This window comes from Corynebacterium tapiri, from assembly GCF_006334925.1.
GTDB classification, from domain to species: Bacteria; Actinomycetota; Actinomycetes; order Mycobacteriales; family Mycobacteriaceae; genus Corynebacterium; species Corynebacterium tapiri.
The window spans coordinates 38204-64447 of sequence record NZ_VDHJ01000011.1 but is presented as its reverse complement, the minus strand read 5'-3'; the positions used below and the strand labels follow the sequence as shown (position 1 = coordinate 64447).

Genomic DNA, 26244 nt, shown 5'->3' with positions numbered 1-26244 from the left:
CTAGCCTTTCGGGTGAAGCAGAGAGGGGGCAGCGGCCAGGAGCTTACGGGTGTAGTCGTCCGTGGGGTTAGACAGCAGCTCAGCGGCGGAGCCCTGCTCGATGATGCGGCCGCCGTTCATGACGACAATGCGGTCGGAAACGTAGCGCACGGTTTGGATGTCATGGGAGATGAACACCATCGACAGGCCGAGGTCGTTCTTGAGGTCGGTGAGCAGATTGAGGATCTGCGCGCGCACCGACACGTCCAGGGCTGAGGTGGGCTCGTCGGCGATGATGACGTCGGGGTTGAGGGCGAGCGCTCGGGCGATGGCGACGCGCTGACGCTGGCCGCCGGACAGCTGCCCGGGCATCGCGTGCAGCACCGACTCTGGCAGGCCTACGCGGGTGATCAGCTCACGGATGCGATCTGGGGACACGTCCAGCTTGTGTACGCGCATGGGGTCGGTGAGTTGTTCTTCGACGCTCATGCGGGCGTTGAGGGCGGTCGCCGGATCCTGGAACACGACGGAAACCACGCGGCCAATCTCACGGCGATCCGCGGCGGTGCGCTTGGTAACGTCGCGCCCCTTGAACAGGACCTGGCCCTGGGAAACCTGCTGGAGGCCACACATGACGTTGGCGGTGGTCGACTTGCCGCAGCCGGACTCGCCGACGATACCTATGGTTTCCCCCGGGCCTACCGCCAGGGAAACCCCGTTGACGGCCTTGACCTTGTTGGGCCGGAACAGCCCACCGGTGCGGGATGTGAACTCCACGTAGACATCGCGCAGCTCGATAATGGGTTCGCTCATCGCTGTTCCTCCTGAGGTGGCAGGGCGGCGTAGAAATGTCCTTCGCTCACGGGGGTAAGCACGGGCCGGATGTCCTCGCCGTAGCCGGGGTGCGAGGAACGCGGCGCGAAGCGGTCACCGGCCGGGAAGTCCTGCGGCGAGGGCACCACACCAGGGATCTGGTGGAGGCGACCGGAGCCGGACTCGATGGAGAGGACGGAGCCGAGCAGTCCGCGCGCGTACTCGTGCTGGGGGTTGGTCAGCAGCTCGGTGGTCGGGCCTTGCTCGACGACCTGGCCGGCGTACATCACGGTGATGCTGTGCGCGACCTCAGCCACCAGGGCGAGATCGTGGGACACAAAGATCATGGAGAAACCGAGCTTTTCGCGCAGCTCGTTGAGCAGGTTGATGACTTGCTTTTGCACGGTCACGTCGAGGGCCGTGGTGGGCTCGTCGGCGATGATCAGCTTGGGATCGCGGGTCAGGGCCATGGCGATGAGAACGCGCTGGCGCTGGCCACCGGACAGCTCGTGCGGGTAGGACTCCAGGGTGCGCTTGGGGTCCAGGCCAACGAGTTCCAGCAGCTCCTCGGCGGAGCGGGTGCCACCGCGCGAGGTCAGCTGCTGCATCTGGGAGCGAATCAGCATCGACGGGTTCAGTGCGCTCAGAGCATCCTGGTAGATCATGGCCATCTCGTGGCCCAGCAATCCTTGGCGCTCCTTGGCCGACATCTTCAGCAGGTCGCGGCCCTGGTAGAGGATCTCACCAGAAACCTTGGCACGCGGGTCCAACAGGCCCATGATCGCCAGGGCGGTGATGGACTTGCCGCAGCCGGACTCGCCGACGACACCCAGGGTTTCTCCGGCGCGCACGGAGTAGCTGACGTGGTCAACAACGTTGACGTCGCCGTGGCGCGGGAAGGAGATGCACAGGTCCTTGACCTCGAGCACGACGGGCTTGCTGGGGTCGGACACGAAGCGGTCGGTGCGGGTGGCCTCGGTGGTGCGCAGGTCGGTAAGGCGCTGGCGCAGGGCCGGCTCCTGGGCACGGTGTGCGGCAACGGGGTCAGCGAGCATGCCGGTGGCCTGGGTGGCCACTTTGCCCTTGGGGGCGGCGACCATGGCGTCGGTGATGCCCTCGGAGACGATGTTCAGGCACAGCACGGTCAGCATGATCATGATGCCGGGGAACAGGGCCTGCCACCATTCGCCACGCAGCACGCCAGGCTGCGCCGAGGACAGGATGTTGCCCCAGGTGGCCACAGGCTCTTGCAGGCCCGCACCGATGAAGGTCAGCGATGCCTCGAGGATGATGGCGTCGGCGACGAGCAAGGTGGCAAACACCATGATGGGGGCTGCGCAGTTGCGCGCCACGTGGCGCACCAGGATCCAGGGGGCGCGGGCGCCGGAAACGACGGCGGCGTTGACGTAGTCCTCGCCATACTCGCTCATGACGTTGGCGCGCACGATGCGGGTTAGCTGCGGGGTGTAGACGAAACCGATCGCGCAGACAATAACCAGCAGCATGAAACCGGGGCGCTCCGGGTCGCGGAACACCACGACGGCAACAGCGGCCAGGGCAATGGCCGGCACGGACATGATGATGTCCATGATGCGCATAATCGTCTCGCTGACCAGGCGGCCAGAAACCGCGGCCACGGAGCCGATGATCGCACCGAGGATCAGCGCCAGGCCGGTGGCGGCCAGTCCGACGGTCAGGGAGTAGCGGCCACCGTAGAGCAGGCGAGAGAACACATCGCGGCCCAAGTGGTCGGTGCCGAAGAGGTGCTCGCCGCTCGGCGGCTGGCCTTTCATGGAAATGGCGTTGGGGTCATACGGGGCCAGCACTGGCGCGAGCAGGGCGCTGAGCGCCACCAGGGCCAAAACGATGAGGGAAACCCGGGAGCTGACGCTCATGGAGCGCCACCACGTGAATTTAGGCATGGTTACACCGACCTAATGCGGGGATTGATGAGTACGTACAGCAGATCGACGATGATGTTGACCAGGATGAAGGTGATCGCCACCACCAGGGTCGCGCCTTGGACGACGGTGACCCAGGAGTTGGTGATTCCGTCGATAAGCACACGACCCATGCCCTGCAAGTTGAAGATGATCTCGATGACCACGGCGCCTCCCATGAGGTAGCCGACGCGCAAACCGAGAACGGTGACGGGCGTGATCAGGGCGTTACGTAGGACGTTGCGGGAGATGACCACCCGGCGCGGGACGCCGGCGCCCAGGGCGGTGCGCACGTAGTCGGCATCCATTTCCTCGACCATGGAGGTGCGCACGATGCGGGTCATCTGGCCGATCACCGGCACCGCGAGCGCGAACGCCGGAAGCAGCATGCGCAGCATCCACCCGGCGGGGTCGGAGGGCAGCGGCCCGGCCACCGGGAGCTTCCCGATGAAGGCCAGGACCAGCAGGATCGCCAGCCAGAAGCTCGGGGTGGCGATGCACAGCACCGAGATCAGGCGAATGATGTGATCGGGCAGGCGGTCACGGTAGAGCGCGGAGACGATTCCCAGCGGGAAGGCCACGGCCACGGCGATGATGAGTCCAAAAAGGGTGAGCTGGAGAGTGACGGGCAAGGCGGTGAAAACTTTGTCTGCCACTGACATGTTGCCTTGCCCGTACACGCCCAGGTCTCCGTGCAGCATGCCGGCAACGTAGCTGCCGAATTGCACGAACCAGGGGTCGTTGAGGCCGTGCTGCTCACGGTAGGCCTCGAGGGCTTGGGGGCTGGCGCTTTCGCCTAGCGCTGCGTACGCCGGATCAACGGGTGACAGGGCCATGATGACGTGAACCAGGAAGGTCACGCCCAGCACCATCACCGGGAGCATGATCAGGCGACGCCCGATGAGTCGTATCAGTGTGTTCATGTCAGTTCGTCTTAGTTCCCAGGAAGGACAGGCCGGTGGTGGAGATCGGCGCGAAGTCGCTGACCTTCTCGTCGTTGTAGGCGGTGATCATTTCGCGGTGGAACAACGGGTAGGTCACGGCGTTGTCGGCGATGATGTCGAGCGCCTCGTTCCACTTCTGCTGCTGAGCGTCGCCCTCGAGGGTCACGCCCTCGTCGACTGCGGCGCGGATGGCCTGGTAGGTGGCGGGGTCGGACTCTTGCAGGAAGGAGCGCTTCTGCGTCCAGACGTTGTTGCCGTACCACCAGTCGATCAGCAGCGCGGGGTCCTGGCCGAAGACGGAGGGGTCACCGGGGGCCAGGGCGACGTCGTAGTTGGAGTTCTCCTGGTCGAGGTTGTCCGCGTAAAGCGAGGCAGATGCCTGGGCCTGCAGGGTGACACCGATGCCCACGGCCTCGAGGTCGTTCTTGATCTGGGGGCTTAGGTTCTCGATCCAGGTGTGATCGGTGGTTAGAAGGGTGATGTTGAGCTTATCGACACCCGCCTCTGCCAGCAGCTTCTTCGCCTTCTCCGGGTCGTACTCGTACTGGGTGGCTGCCTTGTGGTAGTTCGGGTGGTTCTCCGGCAGGAACGAGGAAGCTGGGGTGGCGGTGCCGGACATGTTGTTGTCCACCAGCTGCTGGGTGTTGATGGCGTAGTGCAGGGCCTGGCGCACGCGCTTGTCGTTGAACGGCGCCTTCTGGGTGTTGAAGATGAGGAAGGGCTGGTTGAAGCCCTTCTTGGACTCCACGGTCATGCCGGCGCTCTCGAGCTGGGAGCGGTTGTCGGCCGGCACGTTCTCCATCACGTCGACGGAGCCAGACTGCAGGGCGGTGGTGCGGGCGGTGTCGTCGATGAGCACTTCCCACTCGATGGCATCAGAGCCGGCGGGCTTGGTGCCGTTGTAGTTCTCGTTCTTGACGGCCTTGATGCGGGCGTCGTCGATCGACTCGTACTTGTAGGGGCCGGTGCCCACCGGCTTGGAGGTCAGCTGCTCCTCGGTGGCGTCCTTAGGAACGATCTTGACCACGGCCAGGCGCTCCTGAAGCAAGGAGAACGGCTTCTTGAGCTTGATGGTCACGGTGCGCTCGTCCTTGGCCTCCACCGAGTCGATGAAGTTGAGCATGCTGGCGTACAGGTTTCCCTCCTTCATGGCGCGCTCGAAGGAGTGGACGACGTCGGCGGAGGTCACGTCGGTGCCGTCGGAGAACTTCGCACCCTCGCGGAGGGAAACCGTGTACTCGGTGTCGGACACCTTGGTGGGCTCGTCCTCGGCGGCGAGGCCCTTGTACACCGAGTAGTCGGCCATGTTGAGCTCGTAGAGGCCCTCCATGACGTGCCAGTTGGTGCCCAGCGCCAGGGCAGATGAGGTGGCGGAGGGGTCGTAGTTGGTGGTGGCGTAGGCCACGGCCGCGTTGATGGTGCCGTCGCTTGCTCCACTGTCCTCGCCGGTGGCGCACCCGGTCAGGGTGAGTGCGGCCACGGCGATGGTTGCTGCTATGCGTCGCATCTGAGGTCCCTTTCTATCCGACAGCACAGAGATCAGACGTCCCATGTGCTCTTGTCAGACATCATATCCCCAGGGATTTGTGACTCACAGGCGTTTTAGATATTCAATTAACCTGAATCACAATGTCCAGGTCGTGGGAGCTTGGTTACCCCCTTACGGGGGACACGGACTCCAGATAACGGTAGTGCTCGACCTCAACCAGATCCGCAGCAGCCTCCGCATCCACGATGACGGTCACCCGCGGGTGCAGCTGCAACACGCTTGCCGGGCACGAAGCGCTCAACGGCCCCTCCACCATGCGCGCCACCGCCTGCGCTTTCTGCGCACCGGTTGCCAACAACACCGGGTGCCGGGAGGAGGAGATCGTGGCCAGGCCTTGGGTCAAGGCGTGCGTGGGGACGTCGTCAAGCGAATCGAAAAAGCGCGCGTTATCTCGCACCGTCTGGTGATGCAGCGCCTGCACCCGCGTATGCGAACGCAGCGACGAACCAGGCTCGTTGAACCCGATGTGCCCATTGGTGCCAATGCCCAAGATCTGGATACCCACTCCCCCGGCGGCCTCAATGCGCGCTTCATACGCCGCCGCCTCCGCGGCCGGGTCCTCGGCTGCCCCGTTCGGGCTACACACCCGTGAGTCCACAAAGTCCACGTGCGCAGTGAAGTTCTCGCGGATAAAGCGGTAGTAGCTCTGCTCGTGATCGTGAGCCAGTCCCACGTACTCGTCGAGCAAGAAGGCCTGCGAGTCGGCAAAACTCAGCCCCTCCTCGCGGTGGCGACGGATGAGCTCCTGGTACATCTTCACCGGAGTCGATCCCGTCGCCAGACCCAACACGTCACCCTTGCGAACGTGCTCGGTCATGATGTCGGCGGCTGTGATGGCCACCTCGTCGGCCGTGTCCCTAATCAAAACGTCCATGATTACTCCTTAAGAAACTTTCTGCCCCTGGCGAATAACGCTGCGAATCTCCCCGGTGGGCGCAAGCTCGACGACGTCTGCCACCGCCCCCGGCTCCAACCGGCCCACGTGGCTCAGACCGAGCACCTCGGCCGCAGTGGTGGCCACGAACTTGGCCGCCGCCACCTCCCCGTGACGGGAGGAAAAGCGCAGGTACTGATCGTGCAACGTGCTGGTACCCCCGGCGATTGCCCCACCCTCGACCAATCGGGCGACGCGGTCGACCACCGCAACCTCGAGCGGGCCGAGGCGGTAGTCCCCATCCGGCATGCCGGCCGCCTCCATGGCATCGGTAATGGCAAAACTATGACCGGGCGCGGAGGCCACGACCATGTCCACGGTGTCGTCCGCCAGATGCACGCCGTCGGCGATGACCTCGGCCCAGGCCTGGCCACTGGCTGCCGCCGTGAGCATCGCTGCGGCCACTCCGGGCTTGCGGTGATGCACCGGGGGCATGCCATTAAAGAGGTGGGTGGCAGTGACCGTGGCGCCAGCCTCGACCGCGCGCTGGACGGCCAGTCGAGCAGTCTCCGCGTCCGCGTCGGAATGCCCAAAGGACACCACCACGTTGTGCTCCACGCACAGACGAACCAGCTCATCCACATGGTCGGTCTCCGGCGCCAGAGTCATTTGCCGCACGGTCCCTTCGGCTACCTCGAGTATCCGCGCGAACATTTCTGGGTCGCCGGGCTGAATACGGTCGGGAGCCTGTGCCCCACACCGGCACGCATTAATAAAAGGCCCCTCCAGGTGGATTCCCGCAATAGTGGCATCCTCCACGAGTGGTCGCAGTACCCGCACCTGACGGGTGATCTCTTCCTCGGTGGCCGAGACCAGGCTGGCCAGCAAGGTGGTGCTGCCGTGGCGCAGGTGGAAGGCCGCTGCGCGCCGGCAGTCCTCCTCGCTACCGGTAGGGAACGCTCCCCGATCTCCGCCGTGGTTGTGCAGGTCCACAAACCCGGGCACGAAGGTCGAGGCACCCTCCGGGGCGGGACCATCGAGCTCTTCGACCGCCTCGATGGTGCGGTCTTCAACAACGAGTCGCCCGTGCGGAATGACCCGCTCGGGCGTGACAATGCGGCCAATCATGGGCAGCTCCCAAGAGAAAATTGAATGCGAAAACTGGGGATCGCCCCCAGTATAGGACGTATGATGTCATAAGTTCCGGAATTTCCTGCCCCGAAAGGTTCGCCGTGACCTCCGTTTCGCTCGTGCTCGACATCGGCGCCACCAAAATCGCCTATGGCCTGGTCCCCGATGACTCGCCCCGGGACGTCCTCCATACTGGACGCATTCCCACCCAGCCCGCCGATTCCACCGCCGCTGACCAGGTTCGTTCCGCCCTGCGCCAGGCCACCCAGGCGGCCGGCAGCGCCACCATCGCCCGCGTGGGCATCGGCGCCCCGGGCATCATTTCCGCAGAAGGCACTGTGGTCCACGCCGGAGACACCATGCCCGGTTGGGCAGGCACGGACTTGCGCGCGCTGGCCGCCGAGGAGATCTCCGCACCGGTGGCCATCGCCAACGATGTGCGGGCCTGGGCATACGGCGAACACAAGCTGGGGGCCGGCACAGAATTCCCGACCGGCCGCGTCCTCTACGTTTCCCTGGGCACCGGCGTCGGTGGCGCGCTCATCGAGGACTCTGCCCTCATCGACGGGCCCACCGGCAGCGCGGGCGAGATCTCGGAGTTGGTCTGTGCCGACTTCCGCGGGCTTGCCGATCGTTGCGAGAACATCGCCAGCGGCAACTCCCTCGCCCGCTACTACCAGGTACTTTCCCACCACCCCGAGGCGGGACTCATCCCGTGGACCGCCCCGGACCCGGACGCAATAGATCTCCGCGGCGTCATGGAGCTCTACTCGCGTGGCGACGACCTGGCCCAGCGCATCATCACCGGCAACCTCACCGGTCTCGGGCGCTGCTTGGGTGCGCTCGCCAGTGGCTTTGACCTGACCGCGATTGTCCTGGGCGGAGGGGTCACCGGCATCGGCCCGGCCGTCACTGAGCCCATCGAGGCCGGGGTGCGTTCAGCGGCCCTGGCGCCGCAGGCTGACCTGCCGGTCAAGCTCAGCACTAACCTCAACCACGCCCCGCTGATCGCCGCCGCGGCGCTTGCCCGCGACCACGCTCACTAGACAGAAAGTTGACTGACATGCTCACCCGCGACCAACTGTTCAACCGCATTCAAGGCTCCGTCATCGTGTCTGTACAGGCCCCCGACGGACACGCGATGCGCGATACCCACACGCTCACCCATGTGGCCCGCGCCGTGGTCGACGGTGGCACCCCAGCGGTGCGCTGCGGAGGATACGGCGGACTCGATGACATCCGCTCGATCGCCGCTGCTGTCGACGTCCCGGTGTTCGGCCTGACCAAGGAAGGCTCCACCGGCGTGTACATCACCCCGTCGGTCGCTTCCGTACGAGCCGTGGCGCAGGCCGGTGCCGCTGTGGTGTGCGCTGACGCCACCTTCCGTCCCCGCCCCGATGGGTCCAGCTTCGCCGACCTGGTGGCCGCAGCCCACGAGGAGGGCGCGCTCATCATGGCAGACTGCGCAACTCCGGAGGAGGTTGCCGCCGCGCACCGCGACGGGGCGGACCTGATGTCTACCACGCTGGCGGGTTACACCGAGCACCGCGCCAAGACCGAAGGGCCCGATCTGGAGTGCCTTGCCCAGGCCCGAGAACTCATCGGGCCGGAGGCCTTCCTCATCGCCGAGGGGCGCTTCCACACCCCGGAGCATGTGCGCGCCGGCTTCCGCACCGGTGCCAGCGCCATCATCGCCGGCACGGCGATCACTGACCCGGGCTTTATTACCGCCCGCTTCCTCGAGGCTAACCCGCGTCAGCAGGGGGAATAACCAGTGCGGAGGCGATCGCCGCGCGCCCCTGACCGGAGCCGGTAAAGCCCTGCTTGTCTGTGGTGGTCGCGGAGATGGACACGGGTGCGCCCAGGATGTCGCTGAGCACCCGCTCTGCCTCCTCCCGGCGCGGCCCCATCTTGGGAGTCTGCCCGATGAGCTGGCCCGTCGCGTTCCCGATGGTAAAACCCTTGGATTCCAGCAGCTCGCGGCATTCGCGTAGCAGCTGAGCTCCGGAAACCCCGTCGTACTCGGAGCGCGCCACGCCGACGAACGATCCCAGGTCGCCGAGGTTTGCGGCGGCAAGGAGGGCGTCGACAATCGCGTGCGAGACCACGTCACCGTCGGAGTGCCCCTCACACCCGTCTACGCCTTCAAAGAGTAGCCCCGCTATCCAGCAGGGTTTTCCGGCCTCGATCTGATGTGCGTCGAAAGCCGTTCCCACGCGCGGGATGATCATGAAAGCTCCTTGTGAACGATCGTCTCTGCCAGGGCGAGATCCCACGGCGTGGTCACCTTGAACGCTCGCGCATCCCCCTCGACGCAGTGGACAGTATGCCCCGCCAACTCCATCAGAGAGGCATCGTCAGTGGCCACAAAACCGGGCGTGGGATGGCCGAAGTATTTGAGGTTGGCTTCGCGCAATGCTGCCAGCTGGAAGCCCTGCGGAGTCTGAACTGCCCGCAGCGTGGACCTATCTGGAGTGGCCACCACGCGCGTGCCGTCAACCTGCTTGATGGTGTCGGCAACCGGGACAACGGGGATCGCTCCCGCAGCGCCCTCAGCAACCTCCCGAACCACCCGACGCACCAGGTCGGGTGGGGTCAGGGCGCGGGCAGCGTCATGCACTAACACGATTGCTTCGTCGTGGTCGATGGCTTCCAGCCCTGCCATGACGGAATCCGCTCGCTCTCCCCGGCCTTGCACCAGGCGCACAGCCTGGGTGTCAGGGAAGAGCGCGCGAGCCTGTTCTTGCATGTCAGCGCTGACCACGACGATGGTCTCGTCGACCATCCCGGATTCGCGCAACGCCGCGACAGAGCGCTCCACCAGCGTGGAGCCTGCCAGCTCAACAAAAGCTTTGGGGATGTCGAGGCCCAGCCGAGTGCCGCGGCCCGCCGCAGCCACCACGGCGACCACGGGAAGGACGCCACCCATGACCGCGATTAGTCCTCGTCGTCAAAGCTGAGATCGTCGAGGTCGATGTCGTCGTTGAGCTCGGACGCAGCCGGTTCGCTGACCAGGCCAGCAGCGCGGTGGCGCTCGATGGTCTCGTCGATGCGCTCGCCGTATTCCTTGACCTTCTTCTCGTCGACCGGCTCAGCCAGCGCCAGCTCACCGACGAGGATGGCGCGCGCCTTGCCCAGCATGCGCTTCTCACCAGCCGACAGGCCACGATCCTGATCGCGACGCCACAGGTCGCGCACAACCTCGGCCACCTTGTTGATGTCTCCCGAGGCCAGGCGCTCCTGGTTGGCCTTGTAGCGGCGAGACCAGTTTCCGGCCTCCTCCACATCGGTCTCACGCAGGACGGAGAAGACCTTCTGCAGGCCTTCCTCACCTACGACGTCACGCACGCCGACCAGCTCGGTGTTCTTGACGGGCACGCGAACCTGCAGGTCCGAATGCAGGATGGTGAGCACGAGGAACTCAAGGGTCTCGCCGTTCATCTCTCGAGTCTCGATGTCTGTAATCCTCGCCGCACCGTGGTGCGGGTAGACAACTACATCGTCGACCTTGAAATCCATCGCCACTGAAAAAGCCACTCCTCTAGTAGGGCCCGACTGCACTCCTTAAGGGCCTGATGATACCACCGCCGCGTGGCGGGTTTCTCACCGTTCCCCTGGCACCCCCAGGGCATACTCATCGAAAGTTGTCCCCCGTTCTTACCCCCGCCCAATTGTGACCTGGGTAGGTCAACTGTGTACGGCAGGCTGGCGCGGACTAAAGTCAAAGTTCGAAGTTCCCTAGAAATCATGGAGGACATAGCTGTGAAGTCCCAGAAGTCGGCTCTGCGCCGCGGCGGATTTGCCGTCGCCGCTGCACTGTCCGCGGTAGCCCTGGCAGCCTGCTCTGCCGGCCAGATCTCCCAGACCGCCCAGAAGGTCTCCGCAGTGGATGGTGCCCATGGTGGAGACCGCGCCCAGGGCGTGAGCGTCACCGACGTCACCGTTCTGGTGGACACCAAGACGGGTGAGGCCGCAGTCGACTTCGTGGCTACCAACCAGGATCCCTCTGGCAAGGCCTACACCCTCCAGGACGTTTCCGTTGATGGCAACAAGGTCAACCTGGGCGACGTTAAGCCGATCGAGGAAGGCTGCGCCCTCATCGGTGACACTGACGAGAACCTCAAGGAAAACCCGACCGACAAGGGTGCTGATTGCACTCACTACACCGCCACCAGCGTGAAGAACGGCAACTTCGCCTACGGCGGAAACGTCCCGGTGGAATTCAAGTTCGCTGAGCTGGGCGAGCCGATCGTCGTGGATGCCACTGTGTCCGCCCCGACCCTGCCGGCAGGCCAGGTGCCGCGCGATTACACCGGTGGCCAGGGCGAGACCGCTCACCACCACTAGGATTCCCTAGGCGCCGCTCGGGCTTTCCTGGGCGGCTTTCCTTTTGCCCGGTGTTCGAACATTAGTTCGCCCCAAGTCTTCGGGTGCGCCCAGAGATCTTATAGAATCATCACCCATGGCAAAGAAGGCACGCAGCATCCACACCTGCAGCGAGTGCGGCTATTCCTCCCCCAAATGGCTCGGTCGCTGCCCGGACTGCGGGAGCTGGGGAACTCTGGAGTCCTCCACCGTCACCCCACGTACCGGCACCGCAGCCCAAGCCGCTGTTTCGGGAGCCGTGCCGCAAGGGCTCACGCCAACCGCCCCTGCCCAGCCCATCACGCGTATCGACGCCTCCACAACCACCTCGCTGCCCTCCGGCATTGGCGAGCTCGACAGGGTTCTGGGCTCGGGCGTAGTCCCTGGATCAGTAACCCTGATGGCCGGCGAGCCAGGCGTGGGCAAGTCCACCCTCTTGCTTGAGGTGGCCTCCCGTTGGGCTCAACAGACCGATGCCGCCGGAAAGCCCCGCACCGCCCTGTATGTCACCGCGGAAGAATCCGCTGGACAGGTGCGAGCTCGGGCGCAGCGTACCGACGCACTCCAGGACACGCTCTACCTGGCCGCCGAGTCCAACCTGGACGTGGTTTTCGGCCACGTGGAGCAGCTCAAACCCTCTCTGCTCATCGTTGACTCTGTGCAGACCATGCACGCCAGTGGCGTCGAGGGGGTTGCCGGTGGTGTGGCCCAGTCTCGCGCAGTGACAGCCGCGCTGACTACCTTGGCCAAGACCTCAGGCATACCGGTCTTGCTGGTGGGCCACGTGACCAAGGACGGCAACGTGGCCGGCCCCCGTGTGCTGGAGCACCTGGTGGACGTCGTGCTCAACTTCGAGGGCGACAAGCAGTCCAGCCTGCGCATGTTGCGGGGAATCAAGAACCGATTCGGTGCCACCGACGAGGTGGGGTGCCTCGAGCAGACTGCCGAGGGCATCCGCGAGGTCGCCGATCCCTCCGGGCTATTTCTTTCCCACCGCGGGCGCACCCCTGACGGCTCTGCCGTAACCGTGGCCATGGACGGAGTTCGTCCGATCCTGGCTGAGGTGCAGGCGCTCACTGTCGACCCGGTGGCGAAGAATCCCCGGCGCGTGGTCACCGGACTCGATGCGAACCGAGTTCCCATGGTGCTGGCTGTCCTGCAGGCCCGTGCTGGCCAGCGCACCAATGAGAAAGATGCTTACGTTGCGACGGTCGGCGGCATGCGCATCGCCGAACCCGCCACAGATCTGGCGGTGGCGCTGGCGACGTATTCGAGCCTGCACGAGAGCCCGCTTCCACCCAAAACCGTGGTCATCGGCGAGGTGGGGCTGGCTGGTGAGCTGCGCCGGGTACCTAACCTCGCCCGTCGCCTTCAGAAGGCCCGCCGGCTCGGATACGAACGCGCAATTGTGCCTGCCGGCGAAAAAATCACCCTCGAAGGTATGCGCGTGACGCAGGTGGGCACCCTCTCGGAGGCGATTGCCGCGCTGCGTTAGTTGCTGCTGCCACTACTGCCCGAGGAGAGCAACGACGAAGATGACTGCGATGACAGATGACTCGATACGCCTGGCTGCGGCTGAGCATCCTCATGCACGCGGGCACTCAGCCATTTTTCCTTTGGCAATGCCCCGTGCGTAATGCGAGTTTCTCCGATCGCGCCGTTCCACGGATTTGTAGGATCGCCATCCCACATCGCAGCACCCATCAACCACGGAGCATCTGCGCTGGCCAAGCCACGTGAATCGATCACATCTCGCAGAATCGGTGCACCATTGACAAACATTTCGACTGTGTTCGTCTCCGGGTTGTTCACAATGGCCACGTGCAGCCACTCATCCTTGGGAACCTCGTGCGACCAGTTCGAGGTACCCGCGGTATCCCCGCTCGTTGCCACAGCAGACCATTGCAGCTCGCGCAGGCTTGAAACCGCCAGGACCGCCGGGGGTTCTTGCCCCTCATCGATTCCCTCAACCACGTCGCCGCGCTCCCCTTCGCGAGCAATAGCCCCCATCCAGTGATTGTCGCCGTCAAAATCGTCGGAAATCTTGACGAAGGTTTCAAAGGTGTAGCCATCTTCGAACGTTTCCGAGTTTGCAGCAGCGTCTGCTGCAGTTTCGAACCAGCTCAGCCCCTTGTCGTTCTCGTTTTTGTTGGCCCACACAAGGGAGCCGGTATCCGAGGACAGCTCGTGCTTATCGCTGGAGGCGGTGACATCTTCGAGTTGGGCGCCGACTGAGCCGCGGGTAGACAACGGGGCACGCTTCATGTCGTTTCCGTTCCCGGATACATCCGGGATGACTGCACCTTCTGGCACGGCTTCGCCGTCGCCAAGCTTCTTTCCATCTGCGGTGACCTGCCCCGGACGCCAGTGCGCAACCGTCCCCTCGACCACGGGATAATCTTGATCATTCTGAGGAAGTTGACCGGGATCGATCTGCGGTTCCTGATACCCCTTGGTCACAATTTCCCGAGCGCGAGCGGCGTAGTCAGGATCGTCTGCCTCACCCGCCGCGAAGTGCGGCGCGAAATCAGCGAAACGGTGCGCAAAGTCCATGTCCACCGACCAGGAGTCGGCGCCTTCCAGGAGAACATGGTCGAACTGGTTCAGCGTCTCCTGAGGCTTGCGCGAAACCCACGGTGACAGGGCGGTCATATCCACTTTGCCATTGGTGAGATCGAACTGGATAAGCCCCAGAAGACCGTTTCCGCCTTGATAGGCCATTTGGTAATCCTGCAAGACGTTGATGACGTCGTGGCCATAATCGTTCTGCATCACCAGGTGTCCCGCACCATGGTGATGTCCACCGATGGTCAGGAAGATCTGGTCGTTGTGCGAGATAAAGTCGTCCCACAGGTGCTGGCCATAGTCCTCTGACAGGAAGACCTCCCCATCGCCGTCGATGTTGAGAATCTCATGGCTGGTGAGAATGACCGGCAGGTCCGGGTGCTTGTCGATCACGCTCTGCGCCCAGTCGAGCGCCTCCTGCGGGGCCCGCCAGCCCAGCGCTAGGACCAGGAACTTTTGTCCTTCGGCCTCGAAGATGTGGTACTCGGATTCCGCATCAAGCTTCTCGAAGCGCTCCTGAAATGTCTCGTTCTGCTGGGCCCGAGACACCGGGAACGTAGTGGAATATTCCGACTCAGGGGTATCGGAGTAGAGGTCGTGATTACCGGGCAGGATGGAGTAGTTGAGGCCTGCCTCCTCCAGCACCTTCATCGCTTCGTCAGCTACCGCCCACTCCCCCGGAATATTCGGCTGGTCTACTACGTCTCCCAGGTGGGTCACGAAGGGCATGTTGAGATCGTCAGAATTTTCGACGAGCCATGCAGTCTGCGTCTCGTAAGGGCGCGAACCGTAGCGCTTCTGGAATAGGTCACCCGTTTCCGGGGTGGCATACCGCGAATAGAACTGTGTGTCAGGCAGTACCCCCAGGGTAAATCGGGAGGCAAGCTCAGCATTTTCGGCGGACGCTACCGGAACCACCATCGAGGTAGCTCCAGCACTGGCAACCGCTAGCAAGGCACGCAAAAGACGACGAGAAGACATGACGTGGCGGAGTCCTTCAATTGAGTTTTCAGGATGTTAACGCCGCGAAATGTACTTCCTTTTCGTGTCGCCTCGGTTCCCCTGATGTAAACGTCGCGTTAGCGCAGATTGAACGTTTGTGGCTGCGACGGGTTGTCACCCACCACGGCGTGGAGGAAGTACCCGCCCGGCTCTACTGCGGGCCGGTTAGAGCAAGCACCCGGCGCGCTCGCGGTGCGCGACCATGCGGCCTCGAAGTAACGCTCCTTACCAGCCTCGAAGGTCTCCTTGCCCGTCTGTACCGGGTCGTAGCAGTCCACGTCGGACCACACGCGCTTGTTGGTGGCCAGGTTGTAGACCTCGAAGCGCAGGACGTCCTTGTCCAGGTCGATTTCGCAATCGCTGGAGGTCGGGTTCTTCACCGTCATGTAGAACGTCGGCTGGGTATCCGGAGCGTAGGTGGCCTGGTCAGTGTGCGCGCTGATCTCCAGGTCGCTCAGGGAGCACGACTTCTTCTTGTCCTCGGCCTTTGGCTCCGTAGACTCGGTCGTTGATTCCTTCGACGACTCTGTGGCTTTCTCCTCGCTCGGCTTTTCCGATTCGGAGGAGCCCGGAACAGGGCCTCCCACCGAGGTAGGAGCAGGCGCGCTCGACTCCGCGGCCTGCTGATCCCCCGACCCGGAGCGCGCGAAGGCAGACAACCCCCACACCAAGAGGGCGATGACCGCGAGCAGGGCTACGACGGCGGCGATCCGCCGACGCTGGTAGTACTTCTCGGGCAGGCGCTGTGGTGTGGAGTTGCGATAGGTCACGCCGGCAATTTTACGTGCTCGCTGCCTCGCCAGGTCCTATTTTTCGGGCGTGTCCAGGCGCGGGCCGTGGGAGGCAACAAACTCCACCTCGCCGCTTTCCAAAATGTAGCGCGCGGCAACAACGGCCACACTGCCCTCTGCCACCTTGCTGGCCAGCTTGGGCATGCGCTGGATCAGTTGGCTGGCAGTCTCGGCCGCGTGACGACGCTCGTATTCAAACGTCGATGTCTTACCCTCCTGGCGGGCTGCCAACACGGAGGTCGCCACCTTCTCCACCAACGCACGCTGGTGATCGTTGGGTATGGTCCCGCCGTCGAGCGCAGAAACGGTAGCGCCCACAGCACCGCAACCCTGGTGGCCCAGCACGATCACCAGCGGCACATTCAAGCTGTTGACGCCAAAAGACACCGACCCCATGACGGCCTCGTCCAGGATTTCTCCGGCGGTTCGGACGACAAAGACGTCGCCAAGCCCGGCATCAAACACCAGCTCAACGGGCACTCGGGAGTCAGAGCACGCCAGTACGACCGCGATAGGGTTCTGCTTTTCTCGTAGGTGGAGACGGCGGGCCTGATCGGTACGCGCTTGTCCGGACTCACCAGCGGCGAAGCGCTGGTTTCCTTCGAGTAGGCGGTTCCAGGCTTGGGCGGGAGTGGGCAGGGTCTGCGTCATGGGGACTACACTAGCGCGATTGTGCCTACCGCCTCATTTGCTTCTCCGCTATTGACCTGGTTCGATGCCGCCGAACGCCCATTGGCCTGGCGCAACGAGCACACCAGTGCCTGGGGCATCCTCCTCTCGGAGGTCATGAGCCAGCAGACCCCGGTGGCCCGGGTGGAGCCGATCTGGCAGGAGTGGATGCAACGCTGGCCTGATCCCGCAGCCTTCGCACAGGAGAGCCCGAGCGAGATTCTGCGGGCCTGGGGGACCTTGGGGTATCCGCGGCGAGCGCTGCGCTTGCACGAGTGCGCGAAGGCGATCGTCGATAGGCATGCGGGTGAGGTACCCAGTGCCGTAGATGAGCTTCTGGCGCTGCCGGGGATCGGGGAATACACGGCACGAGCTGTGGCGTGTTTTGCCTTCCATCGCAACGTGCCGGTGGTGGATACTAACGTGCGCCGGGTTCTCTACCGCGCGGTGCACGGGAAGTTTCTGCAGGGCACGGCTAAGCGCTCGGACCTGGTTGAGGTAGAGGCGTTGCTTCCGGAGGACGGTTCGGGACCGCGCTTTTCCGCGGCTCTTATGGAGTTGGGGGCGCTCGTGTGCGTGGCGCGCACTCCGCGCTGCGAGGCATGCCCAATTCGTGCCCACTGCGCCTGGCAGCAGGCTGGCTGTCCCGCGCCCAGCGATGAAGAGGCGTCAGCAGCCAAGAAGCGGGTGCAAAAGTTTGCCGGTACCGATCGGCAGGTGCGCGGAAAGATTATGGCCGTGCTGCGCGCCAGCGATTCTCCCGTGGAGAAGTCGGTAATCGACGAGGTGTGGCCGGATGCCGCGCAGCGTTCCCGTGCCCTGTTTTCGCTGGTGGAGGACGGCCTCGCCGACCAGCTTGCCGACGGCCGTTTCAGCCTCCCGAGCTAGCGCCAACGCCCCCGGAAGTTCAGCCCGCCGGGCAGGTTGACCCACATTCCACCGCGGGAGTTGAAGGTCACAGGCCCCACCTTGGTGGAGGCCGACGCCCCGGACCCGGAGAGGTTGAGCCAGCTGTTCTTGCCCACCTTCTTGCGCTTCCTGAAATAAATACCCATGGTTGCCCAGTATAGTGGCACCCCATAGATGTTAGTCTTTCAAAACTATGAAGAAAATCGCCACGGCTGCTTTCTCGGCCCTCCTTTGCCTTAGTACTCCCCTAGCTCACGCTTCGAGCTTCAATCCGCACAACTCCCCGGAGCTCCAGGCAGGTTCCTCGCTTATCGACGCCGGCTCATCCGCCATCAAGGACTCCGGCATTCCTTCGCCTTCCAGCTTCGATGCTTCCGACCCCTTCTACGATCCGCCTGCCGAGCTGCCCGCTACCGCTGGTCAGATCATCCGGACTCAGCCCACTGAGCACATCGGCCCGCTCCTGGCGAGCGCCACGAAGATCTTGTACACCTCCTCAACTGTGCACGGGGATATCGTGCCGGTATCTGGCCTCCTGCTTGAGCCCACCGCCCCCTGGAGGGGATCCGGCCCCCGCCCCACCGTTGTGATGGCCCCGGGCACCCGCGGTGGCGCCGATGCGTGTGCTCCTTCGCGCTCGGCATACCAAGCACTCTCGCTCGACGCAGGTTCGGGCAATCTCAACGCCAACTACGAGATTCCCTTCGCATATGCCGCAGCATCCGCCGGCATGCGGGTAGTGGTCACCGACTACATCGGCCTGGGGACCCCGGGTCCACACACCTACGTGCTGCACACCGAGGAAGGCAACGCTGTTCTCGACGCTGCTCGTGCCGGGCTTCAAGCATCTGGCTCTGCCCCCGATTCACCGGTGGGATTCTGGGGTTACTCCCAAGGCGGAGGCTCGGTGGCAGCAGCGGCCGAGCGGGCCGCCTCTTATGCCCCTGATCTAAACGTCAAGGGCGTGTACTCCGGTGCACCGCCAGCCAACCTCCCGGAGGTGATTAAGGCTGTCGACGGTTCCTCCATCATCGGCGTCCTGGGAATCTCCTTGGTGGGATACCCAGCCCGCTACCCCGAGTTGAACGCCGAGATTGACAGGATCTTCAACGAGAAGGGCAAGCGCTTCATCGAAGACTCCGCCAACAGCTGTATCAGCGATGCTGCCAAGAAGTGGGGTCTGATGGACTCGCGCACCCTAACCAATAGTGGCAAGTCCATGGCGGAGGAAGCCGCCAATAGCGAGCTGCTACATTCCTACCTCTCCCGCGAGAACCTGGGCCAGCACGCTCCGGTGGCTCCCGTCATGATCTCCAGCTCCAAGGCTGACGACATCATCCCCAACTTCCAGGTGGAACAACTCGCCAAGGACTATTGCTCCCTCGGCGGCAAAGTCTTCTACTACAACAACGGGCTCGATTCGCTGACCAGCAGCCAACCCTACGCAGTCGACCACGCGGTGGGAATGTTCACCGACGCCCCGGCCTCCTTTGCCTTCCTGAACGATCGCTTTAACGACGTCCCGATGCAGCACTCCTGCTAGTTTCGTCGCGCACGGAAACGGCCTCCCCGCAGGGAGGCCGTTTTGTTTTTACCTATTAGCTCGGCTGTGGCTCGGCGCCACCTGCAGATGCGGGCGGGTCGTCGCGACGCTCGTCGTCAAGCTCCGGTGCCGGGGTGGTCGGCTCGACGTCGGGCGTGATCACATCGGGAGCATCTACCTCGCGGACGGACTCCTCTGCAGGCTCGTCCTCCTCGAAGGTTCCCTCCGGCAGCGGCTTCGGGCGCGGGGTGAAGGTGAAGGTGGCCTTGTCGGTGTCCTTGGACTCGCCGTCCCAGCCTTCAACGTCCACCGAGATGATCTCGCCGGCACCGAGCTCGCCGTAGAGGATCTTCTCGCTCATCGCGTCCTCGATCTCACGCTGGATGGTGCGACGCAGCGGGCGAGCACCCAAGACCGGGTCGAAACCGCGCTTGGCCAGAAGGTTCTTGGCCTTCTCGGAGAGCTCGATGCCCATGTCCTGATCGGCCAGGGCTTTGTCGGTACGCGAGATGAGCAGCTCGACCATCTCCACGATCTCGGCCTGGCTGAGCTGGGAGAAGACCACAACCTCGTCGATACGGTTCAGGAACTCGGGGCGGAAGTGCTTCTTCAGCTCGTCGTTGACCTTGGACTTCATGCGCTCGTAGCGAGCATCCGCGTCGGTCTCGTTGGAGCTGGTGAAGCCCATGCCCACGGCCTTGGAAATGTCCTGCGTACCCAGGTTGGACGTGAAGATCAGCACCGTGTTCTTAAAGTCGACGATGCGACCCTGGCCATCGGTCAGGCGGCCTTCCTCGAGGACCTGGAGCAAGGTGTTGTAGATCTCCTTATGAGCCTTCTCGATCTCGTCGAAAAGCACCACAGAGAACGGCTTGCGACGCACCTTCTCGGTGAGCTGGCCGCCCTCCTCGTAGCCGACGTATCCCGGAGGGGCACCGAACAGGCGCGAGGCGGTGAAGCGGTCGTGGAACTCACCCATGTCGATCTGGATCAGGGCGTCTTCCTCGCCGAACAGGAACTCAGCCAGCGCCTTGGACAGCTCCGTCTTACCCACACCGGACGGACCGGCGAAGATGAAGGAACCGGACGGGCGCTTGGGGTCCTTGAGGCCGGCACGCGTGCGTCGAATAGCGCGGGAGACGGCCTTGACGGCGTCGTCCTGGCCGATGATGCGCTTGTGCAGCTCGTCCTCCATGTGCAGCAGGCGCGAGGACTCCTTCTCGGTGAGCTTGAACACCGGGATGCCGGTCCAGTGCGCCAGCACCTCAGCGATCTGCTCCTCGCCGACCTCGGCGATGTCCTCGAGCTCGCCGGCGCGCCACTGCTGCTCCTTCTCGGCGCGCTCCTCGCCCAGCTTGCGCTCCTGATCGCGTAGGCCAGCGGCCTTTTCAAAGTCCTGGGCGTCGATGGCGGCTTCCTTCTCGCGGCGCACGTCAGCGATGCGCTCATCGACCTCGCGGATGGAATCCGGGGCGGTCATGCGCTTGATGCGCATGCGGGCGCCGGCCTCGTCGAGCAGGTCGACGGCCTTGTCCGGCAGGAAGCGATCGTTGATGTAGCGATCCGAGAGGTTGGCCGCCGCGGTCAGGGCGCTGTCCGTGTAGGAGACGCGGTGGTGCGCCTCGTAGCGGTCGCGCAGGCCCTTGAGGATGAGCACGGTGTTTTCCACGCTGGGCTCATCCACCTGCACCGGCTGGAAGCGACGCTCGAGGGCGGCGTCCTTCTCGATGTGCTTGCGGTACTCATCCAGGGTGGTCGCACCGATAGTCTGCAGCTCGCCGCGGGCCAACTTGGGCTTGAGCAGGCTGGCCGCGTCGATGGCGCCCTCAGCGGCGCCGGCACCGACCAGGGTGTGGATCTCATCGATGAACAGGATGATGTCGCCACGCTGGTTGATCTCCTTGAGCACCTTCTTCAGGCGCTCCTCGAAGTCACCACGGTAGCGCGAACCCGCCACCAGGGACCCCAGGTCCAGCGAGTACAGCTGCTTGTCCTTGAGTGTCTCCGGAACCTTGCCGTTAACGATGTCCAGGGCCAGGCCCTCGACCACGGCAGTCTTACCCACGCCGGGCTCGCCGATGAGCACCGGGTTGTTCTTGGTACGGCGGCTGAGCACCTGCATGATGCGCTCAACCTCCTTCTCACGGCCGACGACCGGATCCAGCTTGCCGTCCTTGGCAGCCTGCGTGAGGTTACGGCCGAACTGGTCCAGCACGAGCGAGTTGGAGCGGTCTCCGCCACCGCCAGCGGGGCCGTTGCCCCGGCCAGCACCAGCACCCGCGCCCACGGGGCCGCGGCCGTCCGAGGAATCCTGCTCAGGGTTGGAACCCTGGCCACCCTCGTAACCAGAAAGCAGCTGGATAACCTGCTGGCGCACGCGCGGCAGGTCAGCGCCCAGCTTGATCAGCACCTGAGCGGCCACGCCCTCACCCTCGCGGATGAGGCCAAGCAGCAGGAACTCGGTACCGATGTACTTGTGGCCCATCTGTAGGCCCTCGCGCAGGGCGAGCTCCAGCACCTTCTTGGCGCGCGGGGTAAACGGGATGTGCCCGGAGTGCGGCTGGTTACCGCGGCCGATGATCTCCTCGACCTCGCGACGCACATCATCCAGGTTGATGCCCATGGACTCCAGCGCCTTGGCGGCAACACCTTCGCCCTCGTGGATAAGACCAAGCAGGATGTGCTCGGTGCCGATGTAATTGTGATTCAGCAGCCGTGCTTCCTCCTGGGCCAGGACGATGACACGACGAGCTCGGTCCGTAAACCTCTCGAACATGACTAACTAATCTCCCTTAATGCGCACAGCGCGATCATTTTTAGACGTTCACCTACTCTAACGCCGCGGGTGCGCATTCTATTTGCACTCTGTGGACACCAGTGCCAATTATCAGGCGTTTTCCCAGGCCACAGGCATGTACGCCGCTAGCGAACAGAGGAAGAGCTCGACCCCGAGGAAGCTCCCCCTGCGGCACCACATTGCGGCGTCGTCTCGGAAATGTCGCGCTGCACACCCCACTTGATCAACTGCACGGTGACCGGATTCCACGGCAGGGAGTCGTGTGCACGCCCGATCGGCGCATATCCGCAGGCCTCATCGGCGTTGACGTTGACCACGTATCCCGGCTCGCCACCGTGGACGACGCTCGTGTCGTTCTTGCCGTACGGCGAGTCAGTGGCAAAGGTCGAGGTCGCGGTCGTGTCTTTCGGAGTGTAAACAGCGGTGTACACGATTCCCGGCGCAGCATCGGGGTGCTCCATGAGCTCGGAAATCTGGGGCTTGACGACGCCCTGGCTACGCACCTGCTGAAACGATGCGGGCGATACGAGGGTGTCCCAGAAGGCGGGCCAGGTATCGAACACCTCGCGCAGAATCCCGCCGTTAACGTCGGTGCCTCGATACGTCGCTCCCAGGCTGACAACGCGATCGACGTTGCCTGCTCCCCCTAGTTGCTGAATGTACTTCTTGGTCAAGGTTCCACCTTGGGAGTGCCCGACCAAGGTGACCTTCGGCGCACCCGTGACGTCCTTGACGTGGTCGACTGCTTCAGCGACCTGCTGCGCGGAGGCATCCAGATCTGCCCATCCATACGCGATACGGCCCGGGGCTCCGCCGTAATTCACGGTAAAGGTGCAGTATCCTTCGGCGGCGAGAACCTGGTAGGCGTCCTTGAAGTGGTTTGCATCCGCACCGGTTCCGTGCAGGAAGAGGACGGGGCTCTGCCCCTCTTTCACTTGGCAGGTGGTGTCGTTCACCGGCGATCCCGCGATTGCTGGGAAGTCAAGAGGCTTGAGAGCGGAGGACGATCCGCTACTTTCCTGAGCGTTAGCTGTTCCTGCTGCGGAACCGGCCATAAGCAAAGCGGTGCTGGCTGCCAGGGTGTAACGCGCAGCACGAGAGAATAATGTCGACTTTTTCACACGTAAACATTAACTGTTCGGTTCTGCCAAAAAGCTGACTTCAACGTGCAAAAAGGCTAAATACCCGCGGGCTCCTCTTTCACCTCGTGCACCTGCGCCCGCTGCCCAGCCACAAATACGCAGGCCACCACGATCACCAGCGCCAACAGCCCACCCAGGAAATACGCACCGGTAACGCCTTCCGCGGTGGCAGCAGCCGGGCCCCGCTCAACCACAGAACGCTGGCCCACTGTCAGGGCGGCCACGAACAGCGCCGTGCCAGCCGCACCGCCGAGCTGCTGGAGCGTGCTCATGATCGCCGAGCCATGCGAGTACAACTTCATGGGCAACGCAGATAGGGAAACGGTCATTAGCGGGGTCATCACCATGGCCATGCCCACGTTGAACACGATGACCACCAGCACGACCTGCCACAGCGGCGTGTGCTCGGTGAAGGTAAAAGCCATCCAGAACTGGGTGATCAGCATGAGCACCGATCCGGGAATGGTCAGCGGACGCGGCCCAACCGAGTCATAAATGCGCCCGATCAGTGGGGAGATCGCTCCCATGATCAGACCACCCGGAAGCAACACCAGGCCGGTGGCCAGCGCAGAGGCCCCCAATGCTCCCTGCAGGTAAATCGGCAGAATGCTCACGGTTCCCAGCATGACGGCCATTCCAGCCACAACGGCTACCACCGACCAGCTAAAGGTCTTCACGGTAAACGCGGACAGGTCCAGCAGAGCCCTCTCGCGCCGCGCCAGCGAGAGCTGCCGGGTAACAAAGACCGCCAAGGTCAGCACACCCACCACGAGGGCGATGGCTGGCAGGTGAGATGAGGCGTCGAGAAGCGATCCAATCGTGGACAAGCCATAGACGAGCGCGCCGAACGCCACCACTGACAACAGCACCGACACCACATCAAGCGGGATGCTGCGGGTCTCGCCCACGTTGATGAGCGCGAAGAAGGAAAAGACGAGGGTGAGCAGGGCGATGGGCACCATGAGCCAGAAGAGGTGGTGCCAGGTGTAATGCTCCAGAACCATCCCCGACAGCGTGGGGCCCAGCGCCGGCGCGACGGAGATGACCACCGAGATCAACCCCATCACGGTGCCGCGCTTTTCGACGGGAATGATGGTCAAGGTGGTCGTCATAAGCAGCGGAATCATGATCGCCGTGCCGGCTGCCTGCACCACACGGGCCAACAAAAGCATCCCGAAAACCGGCGCAGTGGCACCCAAGATCGATCCGAGCGTAAAGAGCGTCATCGCCGCGAAGAAGATCGCGCGAGTACTCAGGCGCTGAATCAGGTAGCCGGTCGTGGGGATGACCACGGCCATCGTGAGCATGAAGCCGGTGAGCAGCCACTGCACTACATCGGCGCTGACCCCAAAATCGGCCATGATCGCCGGCAGCGCCACCGCGAGGGTTGTCTCGTTGAGAACCATCACGGTGGCTGCGAGCACCAGCACCGCCATGATCGCCACGATGCTGCGCCTTGGAATGGTGTGCTGCGTGTGCTCAGCCATGAAAAACACCCTCTACTGTTGTCGGTCGAAGACTTCACAGAGTAGAGGGCTTATCGACGTTTCTCCCAGCCCGGGTCCCGGGAGAAAGGGGGCACTACTTGTTTTCGGGCTTGACCATCGGGAAGAGCACGGTCTCGCGAATGCCCAGGCCGGTCAGGGCCATGAGCAAGCGGTCGATGCCCATACCGTTACCAGACGTCGGCGGCATGCCCTGCTCCATGGCGGCGAGGAAGTCCTCATCGAGCACCATGGCCTCGTCGTCACCGCCGGCGGCCAGGCGAGCCTGGTCCTCGAAGCGCTCGCGCTGGATCACCGGGTCCACCAGCTCCGAGTAACCGGTGGCCAGCTCGAAGCCACGCACGTAAAGATCCCACTTCTCGGTCACGCCGCGCTCGGTGCGGTGATCGCGGGTCAGCGGCGAGGTCTCCACCGGGAAGTTCTTGACAAAGATCGGGCCGTAGAGCTGGTCCTCGCACAGCAGCTCCCAGATCTCCTCGACGAGCTTGCCGTGGCCCCAACCGCCCTTGGCCGGCACCTCCAACCCGATGACCTCGGCGATCGCCTTGAGCTCCTCGACGGTGCTGTCGACGGTCACCTCCGGCTGGCCGGGGAACTTGCGCTGCAGAGCCTCGTTGAGCGACGGGTACATCTCGATCGACTTCCACTCGCCGCCGAGGTCGTACTCGGTGCCGTCGGCAAGCGTGACCGTGGTGGAGCCGAAGACCTCCGTGGCCACGGACTGCACGAGCTCGCGGATCAGGCGCGCACCGTCCTCGTAGGTGCCCCACGCCTGGTAAGTCTCCAGCATGGAGAACTCCGGCGAGTGGGTGGAGTCCACACCCTCGTTGCGGAAGTTGCGGTTGACCTCGAAGACACGCTCGATGCCGCCAACCACTGCGCGCTTGAGGTACAGCTCGGGGGCGATGCGCAGGTAAAGGTCAATGTCCAGGGCGTTGGAGTGAGTCACAAACGGACGAGCCGCTGCGCCACCGTGCAGGGTCTGCAGCATCGGGGTTTCGATCTCGTAGAAGCCCTGCGACTCCAGGAAGTTACGCAGCGCGCGCATGACCTTGATGCGAATCATGGCGTTCTTGCGGGCATCCTCGCGCATGATGAGGTCCGTGTAGCGGTGACGCACCCGCTGATCCTCGCTCATGTCCGCGAAAGCCACCGGCAGCGGCTTCAGGGCCTTGGAGTTCATCGTCCAGGACTTGGCCTGCACGGAGAGCTCGCCGCGTCGCGACGCAATAACGCGCCCGCGCACCGAAACAATATCGCCCAAATCCACGTCGGACTTCCAAGCAGCCAAGGCCTCCTCGCCGACCTCGGCCAAAGAAAGCATGGCCTGCACCTGCGTGCCATTGCCCTCCTGGAGGGTGGCGAAGCACAGCTTGCCCGTGTTGCGCTGGAACATGATGCGCCCGGCGATTGCGACCTCGTCCTGGGTCTCCTCACCCGGGGCCAGGTAGGTGACACCGGGCTCGTTGCCAGGCTCTTCGGTTACGACGTAAGCAGCGCGCAGATCCTCGATGGAGGTAGTGCGATCGACCTCGACCGGGTACGGGGACAGGCCGTTGTCCAGAAACTTCTGGCGCTTTTCGCGTCGAATACGGGTCTGCTCGGGAAGATCATGGTTCTTTGCGTCAGTCACGCTCCCTAACCCTAATCCACTTGGGCGCTGGTGTGGTCACCAGACGGTGGGTTTGACAGTTCAGCGCGGATTGCGGTCGACCGGAAGCGAGGA

The 26244-nt window shown here is 63.7% G+C and carries 23 protein-coding genes; 6 read left to right on the top strand and 17 right to left on the bottom strand.

Translation table 11 applies throughout. The annotated features are described in order from the left end of the window. The 6 genes from FHE74_RS08545 to FHE74_RS08520 all read right to left on the bottom strand — a co-directional run bounded on the left by FHE74_RS08545 (position 1) and on the right by FHE74_RS08520 (position 7227). On the bottom strand, positions 1 to 792 hold the full coding sequence (locus tag FHE74_RS08545) for an ABC transporter ATP-binding protein (RefSeq protein WP_139466092.1): 792 nt from the start codon (positions 790 to 792) through the stop codon (positions 1 to 3). Beyond that, positions 789 to 2714, bottom strand: a complete 1926-nt coding sequence (locus FHE74_RS08540; RefSeq protein ID WP_139466091.1) for a dipeptide/oligopeptide/nickel ABC transporter permease/ATP-binding protein — start codon at positions 2712 to 2714, stop codon at positions 789 to 791. Before FHE74_RS08540 ends, FHE74_RS08545 begins: the two co-directional genes overlap by 4 nt. Positions 2715 to 2716: 2 nt before the next feature. Then, a complete protein-coding gene (locus FHE74_RS08535) occupies positions 2717 to 3655 on the bottom strand; it encodes an ABC transporter permease (protein ID WP_139466090.1) in 939 nt (312 codons plus the stop codon). A 1-nt stretch (position 3656) separates the two neighbouring features. Beyond that, positions 3657 to 5183, bottom strand: a complete 1527-nt coding sequence (locus FHE74_RS08530; protein WP_139466089.1) for an ABC transporter substrate-binding protein — start codon at positions 5181 to 5183, stop codon at positions 3657 to 3659. 145 nt (positions 5184 to 5328) lie between these two features. After that, a complete protein-coding gene (nagB, locus tag FHE74_RS08525) occupies positions 5329 to 6099 on the bottom strand; it encodes a glucosamine-6-phosphate deaminase (RefSeq protein WP_139466088.1) in 771 nt (256 codons plus the stop codon). A 9-nt stretch (positions 6100 to 6108) separates the two neighbouring features. Next, positions 6109 to 7227: an N-acetylglucosamine-6-phosphate deacetylase gene (locus tag FHE74_RS08520; protein WP_139466087.1), complete on the bottom strand. Its 1119-nt coding sequence runs from the start codon at positions 7225 to 7227 to the stop codon at positions 6109 to 6111. Between the two features lie 104 nt (positions 7228 to 7331). Here FHE74_RS08520 and FHE74_RS08515 point away from each other — a divergent pair, with 104 nt between their 5' ends. Further along, a complete protein-coding gene (locus FHE74_RS08515; RefSeq protein ID WP_139466086.1) occupies positions 7332 to 8276 on the top strand; it encodes an ROK family protein in 945 nt (314 codons plus the stop codon). Between the two features lie 17 nt (positions 8277 to 8293). Then, on the top strand, positions 8294 to 9001 hold the full coding sequence (locus FHE74_RS08510; protein ID WP_139466085.1) for an N-acetylmannosamine-6-phosphate 2-epimerase: 708 nt from the start codon (positions 8294 to 8296) through the stop codon (positions 8999 to 9001). On the opposite strand, the gene ispF is transcribed toward FHE74_RS08510, so the two are convergent. Genes ispF through FHE74_RS08495 form a run of 3 tightly spaced genes read right to left on the bottom strand, consistent with a single transcriptional unit; the run spans position 8976 to position 10749 of the window. Then, positions 8976 to 9461 (bottom strand): 2-C-methyl-D-erythritol 2,4-cyclodiphosphate synthase, encoded by a 486-nt coding sequence (gene ispF, locus FHE74_RS08505; protein ID WP_139466084.1) that lies wholly within the window; start codon positions 9459 to 9461, stop codon positions 8976 to 8978. The two genes, FHE74_RS08510 and ispF, sit on opposite strands and share 26 nt — an antisense overlap. Further along, positions 9458 to 10159: a 2-C-methyl-D-erythritol 4-phosphate cytidylyltransferase gene (gene ispD, locus FHE74_RS08500; protein WP_139466083.1), complete on the bottom strand. Its 702-nt coding sequence runs from the start codon at positions 10157 to 10159 to the stop codon at positions 9458 to 9460. The genes ispF and ispD overlap by 4 nt, the downstream gene beginning before the upstream one ends. 8 nt (positions 10160 to 10167) lie before the next feature. Next, on the bottom strand, positions 10168 to 10749 hold the full coding sequence (locus tag FHE74_RS08495; RefSeq protein ID WP_139466142.1) for a CarD family transcriptional regulator: 582 nt from the start codon (positions 10747 to 10749) through the stop codon (positions 10168 to 10170). A gap of 228 nt (positions 10750 to 10977) precedes the next feature. On the opposite strand from FHE74_RS08495, the gene FHE74_RS08490 reads away from it, so the two are divergent. Further along, the gene (locus FHE74_RS08490) at positions 10978 to 11577 is read left to right on the top strand and encodes a hypothetical protein (RefSeq protein WP_139466082.1); all 600 of its coding nucleotides are present in this window, start codon (positions 10978 to 10980) and stop codon (positions 11575 to 11577) included. Positions 11578 to 11692: 115 nt separating this feature from the next. Beyond that, positions 11693 to 13090 carry a DNA repair protein RadA gene (gene radA, locus FHE74_RS08485; RefSeq protein ID WP_139466081.1) on the top strand — a complete coding sequence of 466 codons (1398 nt, stop codon included), beginning with the start codon at positions 11693 to 11695 and terminating at the stop codon, positions 13088 to 13090. Here radA and FHE74_RS08480 read toward each other — a convergent pair. From FHE74_RS08480 to FHE74_RS08470, 3 genes are all read right to left on the bottom strand, one after another. Further along, on the bottom strand, positions 13087 to 15141 hold the full coding sequence (locus tag FHE74_RS08480) for a LamG-like jellyroll fold domain-containing protein (RefSeq protein WP_139466080.1): 2055 nt from the start codon (positions 15139 to 15141) through the stop codon (positions 13087 to 13089). The two genes, radA and FHE74_RS08480, sit on opposite strands and share 4 nt — an antisense overlap. Before the next feature lie 98 nt (positions 15142 to 15239). Continuing rightward, positions 15240 to 15932, bottom strand: a complete 693-nt coding sequence (locus tag FHE74_RS08475; RefSeq protein WP_139466079.1) for a twin transmembrane helix small protein — start codon at positions 15930 to 15932, stop codon at positions 15240 to 15242. A 36-nt stretch (positions 15933 to 15968) separates the two neighbouring features. Further along, on the bottom strand, positions 15969 to 16604 hold the full coding sequence (locus FHE74_RS08470; protein WP_139466078.1) for a carbonic anhydrase: 636 nt from the start codon (positions 16602 to 16604) through the stop codon (positions 15969 to 15971). 21 nt (positions 16605 to 16625) lie between these two features. Here FHE74_RS08470 and FHE74_RS08465 point away from each other — a divergent pair, with 21 nt between their 5' ends. Then, entirely contained in the window at positions 16626 to 17510 is an 885-nt protein-coding gene (locus FHE74_RS08465; RefSeq protein ID WP_139466077.1) for an HhH-GPD family protein, read from the top strand. Here the strand turns inward: FHE74_RS08465 and FHE74_RS08460 are convergent. Continuing rightward, positions 17507 to 17677 carry a DUF4236 domain-containing protein gene (locus FHE74_RS08460; RefSeq protein ID WP_139466076.1) on the bottom strand — a complete coding sequence of 57 codons (171 nt, stop codon included), beginning with the start codon at positions 17675 to 17677 and terminating at the stop codon, positions 17507 to 17509. The two genes, FHE74_RS08465 and FHE74_RS08460, sit on opposite strands and share 4 nt — an antisense overlap. 47 nt (positions 17678 to 17724) lie before the next feature. On the opposite strand from FHE74_RS08460, the gene FHE74_RS08455 reads away from it, so the two are divergent. Continuing rightward, the gene (locus FHE74_RS08455) at positions 17725 to 19074 is read left to right on the top strand and encodes a lipase family protein (RefSeq protein WP_139466075.1); all 1350 of its coding nucleotides are present in this window, start codon (positions 17725 to 17727) and stop codon (positions 19072 to 19074) included. 55 nt (positions 19075 to 19129) lie between these two features. On the opposite strand, the gene FHE74_RS08450 is transcribed toward FHE74_RS08455, so the two are convergent. From FHE74_RS08450 to lysS, 4 genes are all read right to left on the bottom strand, one after another. Continuing rightward, positions 19130 to 21850, bottom strand: a complete 2721-nt coding sequence (locus FHE74_RS08450) for an ATP-dependent Clp protease ATP-binding subunit (RefSeq protein ID WP_139466074.1) — start codon at positions 21848 to 21850, stop codon at positions 19130 to 19132. Between the two features lie 146 nt (positions 21851 to 21996). Beyond that, positions 21997 to 22992 carry an esterase/lipase family protein gene (locus FHE74_RS08445; protein ID WP_139466073.1) on the bottom strand — a complete coding sequence of 332 codons (996 nt, stop codon included), beginning with the start codon at positions 22990 to 22992 and terminating at the stop codon, positions 21997 to 21999. 56 nt (positions 22993 to 23048) lie between these two features. Beyond that, positions 23049 to 24500, bottom strand: a complete 1452-nt coding sequence (locus FHE74_RS08440; RefSeq protein ID WP_139466072.1) for a DHA2 family efflux MFS transporter permease subunit — start codon at positions 24498 to 24500, stop codon at positions 23049 to 23051. 94 nt (positions 24501 to 24594) lie between these two features. Beyond that, positions 24595 to 26151, bottom strand: coding sequence for a lysine--tRNA ligase (gene lysS / locus FHE74_RS08435; protein WP_139466071.1), 1557 nt, complete (start codon positions 26149 to 26151; stop codon positions 24595 to 24597). Positions 26152 to 26244: the final 93 nt, after the last annotated feature.

Excerpts from the sequence above, each read along its gene's own strand:
- FHE74_RS08545 (WP_139466092.1), bottom strand. The coding sequence starts at position 792 with ATGAGCGAACCCATTATCGAGCTGCGCGATGTCTACGTGGAGTTCACA.
- FHE74_RS08540 (WP_139466091.1), bottom strand. The coding sequence starts at position 2,714 with ATGCCTAAATTCACGTGGTGGCGCTCCATGAGCGTCAGCTCCCGGGTT.
- FHE74_RS08535 (WP_139466090.1), bottom strand. The coding sequence starts at position 3,655 with ATGAACACACTGATACGACTCATCGGGCGTCGCCTGATCATGCTCCCG.
- FHE74_RS08530 (WP_139466089.1), bottom strand. The coding sequence starts at position 5,183 with ATGCGACGCATAGCAGCAACCATCGCCGTGGCCGCACTCACCCTGACC.
- nagB (WP_139466088.1), bottom strand. The coding sequence starts at position 6,099 with ATGGACGTTTTGATTAGGGACACGGCCGACGAGGTGGCCATCACAGCC.
- FHE74_RS08520 (WP_139466087.1), bottom strand. The coding sequence starts at position 7,227 with ATGATTGGCCGCATTGTCACGCCCGAGCGGGTCATTCCGCACGGGCGA.
- FHE74_RS08510 (WP_139466085.1), top strand. The coding sequence starts at position 8,294 with ATGCTCACCCGCGACCAACTGTTCAACCGCATTCAAGGCTCCGTCATC.
- ispF (WP_139466084.1), bottom strand. The coding sequence starts at position 9,461 with ATGATCATCCCGCGCGTGGGAACGGCTTTCGACGCACATCAGATCGAG.
- ispD (WP_139466083.1), bottom strand. The coding sequence starts at position 10,159 with ATGGGTGGCGTCCTTCCCGTGGTCGCCGTGGTGGCTGCGGCGGGCCGC.
- FHE74_RS08495 (WP_139466142.1), bottom strand. The coding sequence starts at position 10,749 with ATGGATTTCAAGGTCGACGATGTAGTTGTCTACCCGCACCACGGTGCG.
- FHE74_RS08490 (WP_139466082.1), top strand. The coding sequence starts at position 10,978 with ATGGAGGACATAGCTGTGAAGTCCCAGAAGTCGGCTCTGCGCCGCGGC.
- radA (WP_139466081.1), top strand. The coding sequence starts at position 11,693 with ATGGCAAAGAAGGCACGCAGCATCCACACCTGCAGCGAGTGCGGCTAT.
- FHE74_RS08480 (WP_139466080.1), bottom strand. The coding sequence starts at position 15,141 with ATGTCTTCTCGTCGTCTTTTGCGTGCCTTGCTAGCGGTTGCCAGTGCT.
- FHE74_RS08470 (WP_139466078.1), bottom strand. The coding sequence starts at position 16,604 with ATGACGCAGACCCTGCCCACTCCCGCCCAAGCCTGGAACCGCCTACTC.
- FHE74_RS08460 (WP_139466076.1), bottom strand. The coding sequence starts at position 17,677 with ATGGGTATTTATTTCAGGAAGCGCAAGAAGGTGGGCAAGAACAGCTGG.
- FHE74_RS08455 (WP_139466075.1), top strand. The coding sequence starts at position 17,725 with ATGAAGAAAATCGCCACGGCTGCTTTCTCGGCCCTCCTTTGCCTTAGT.
- FHE74_RS08450 (WP_139466074.1), bottom strand. The coding sequence starts at position 21,850 with ATGTTCGAGAGGTTTACGGACCGAGCTCGTCGTGTCATCGTCCTGGCC.
- FHE74_RS08440 (WP_139466072.1), bottom strand. The coding sequence starts at position 24,500 with ATGGCTGAGCACACGCAGCACACCATTCCAAGGCGCAGCATCGTGGCG.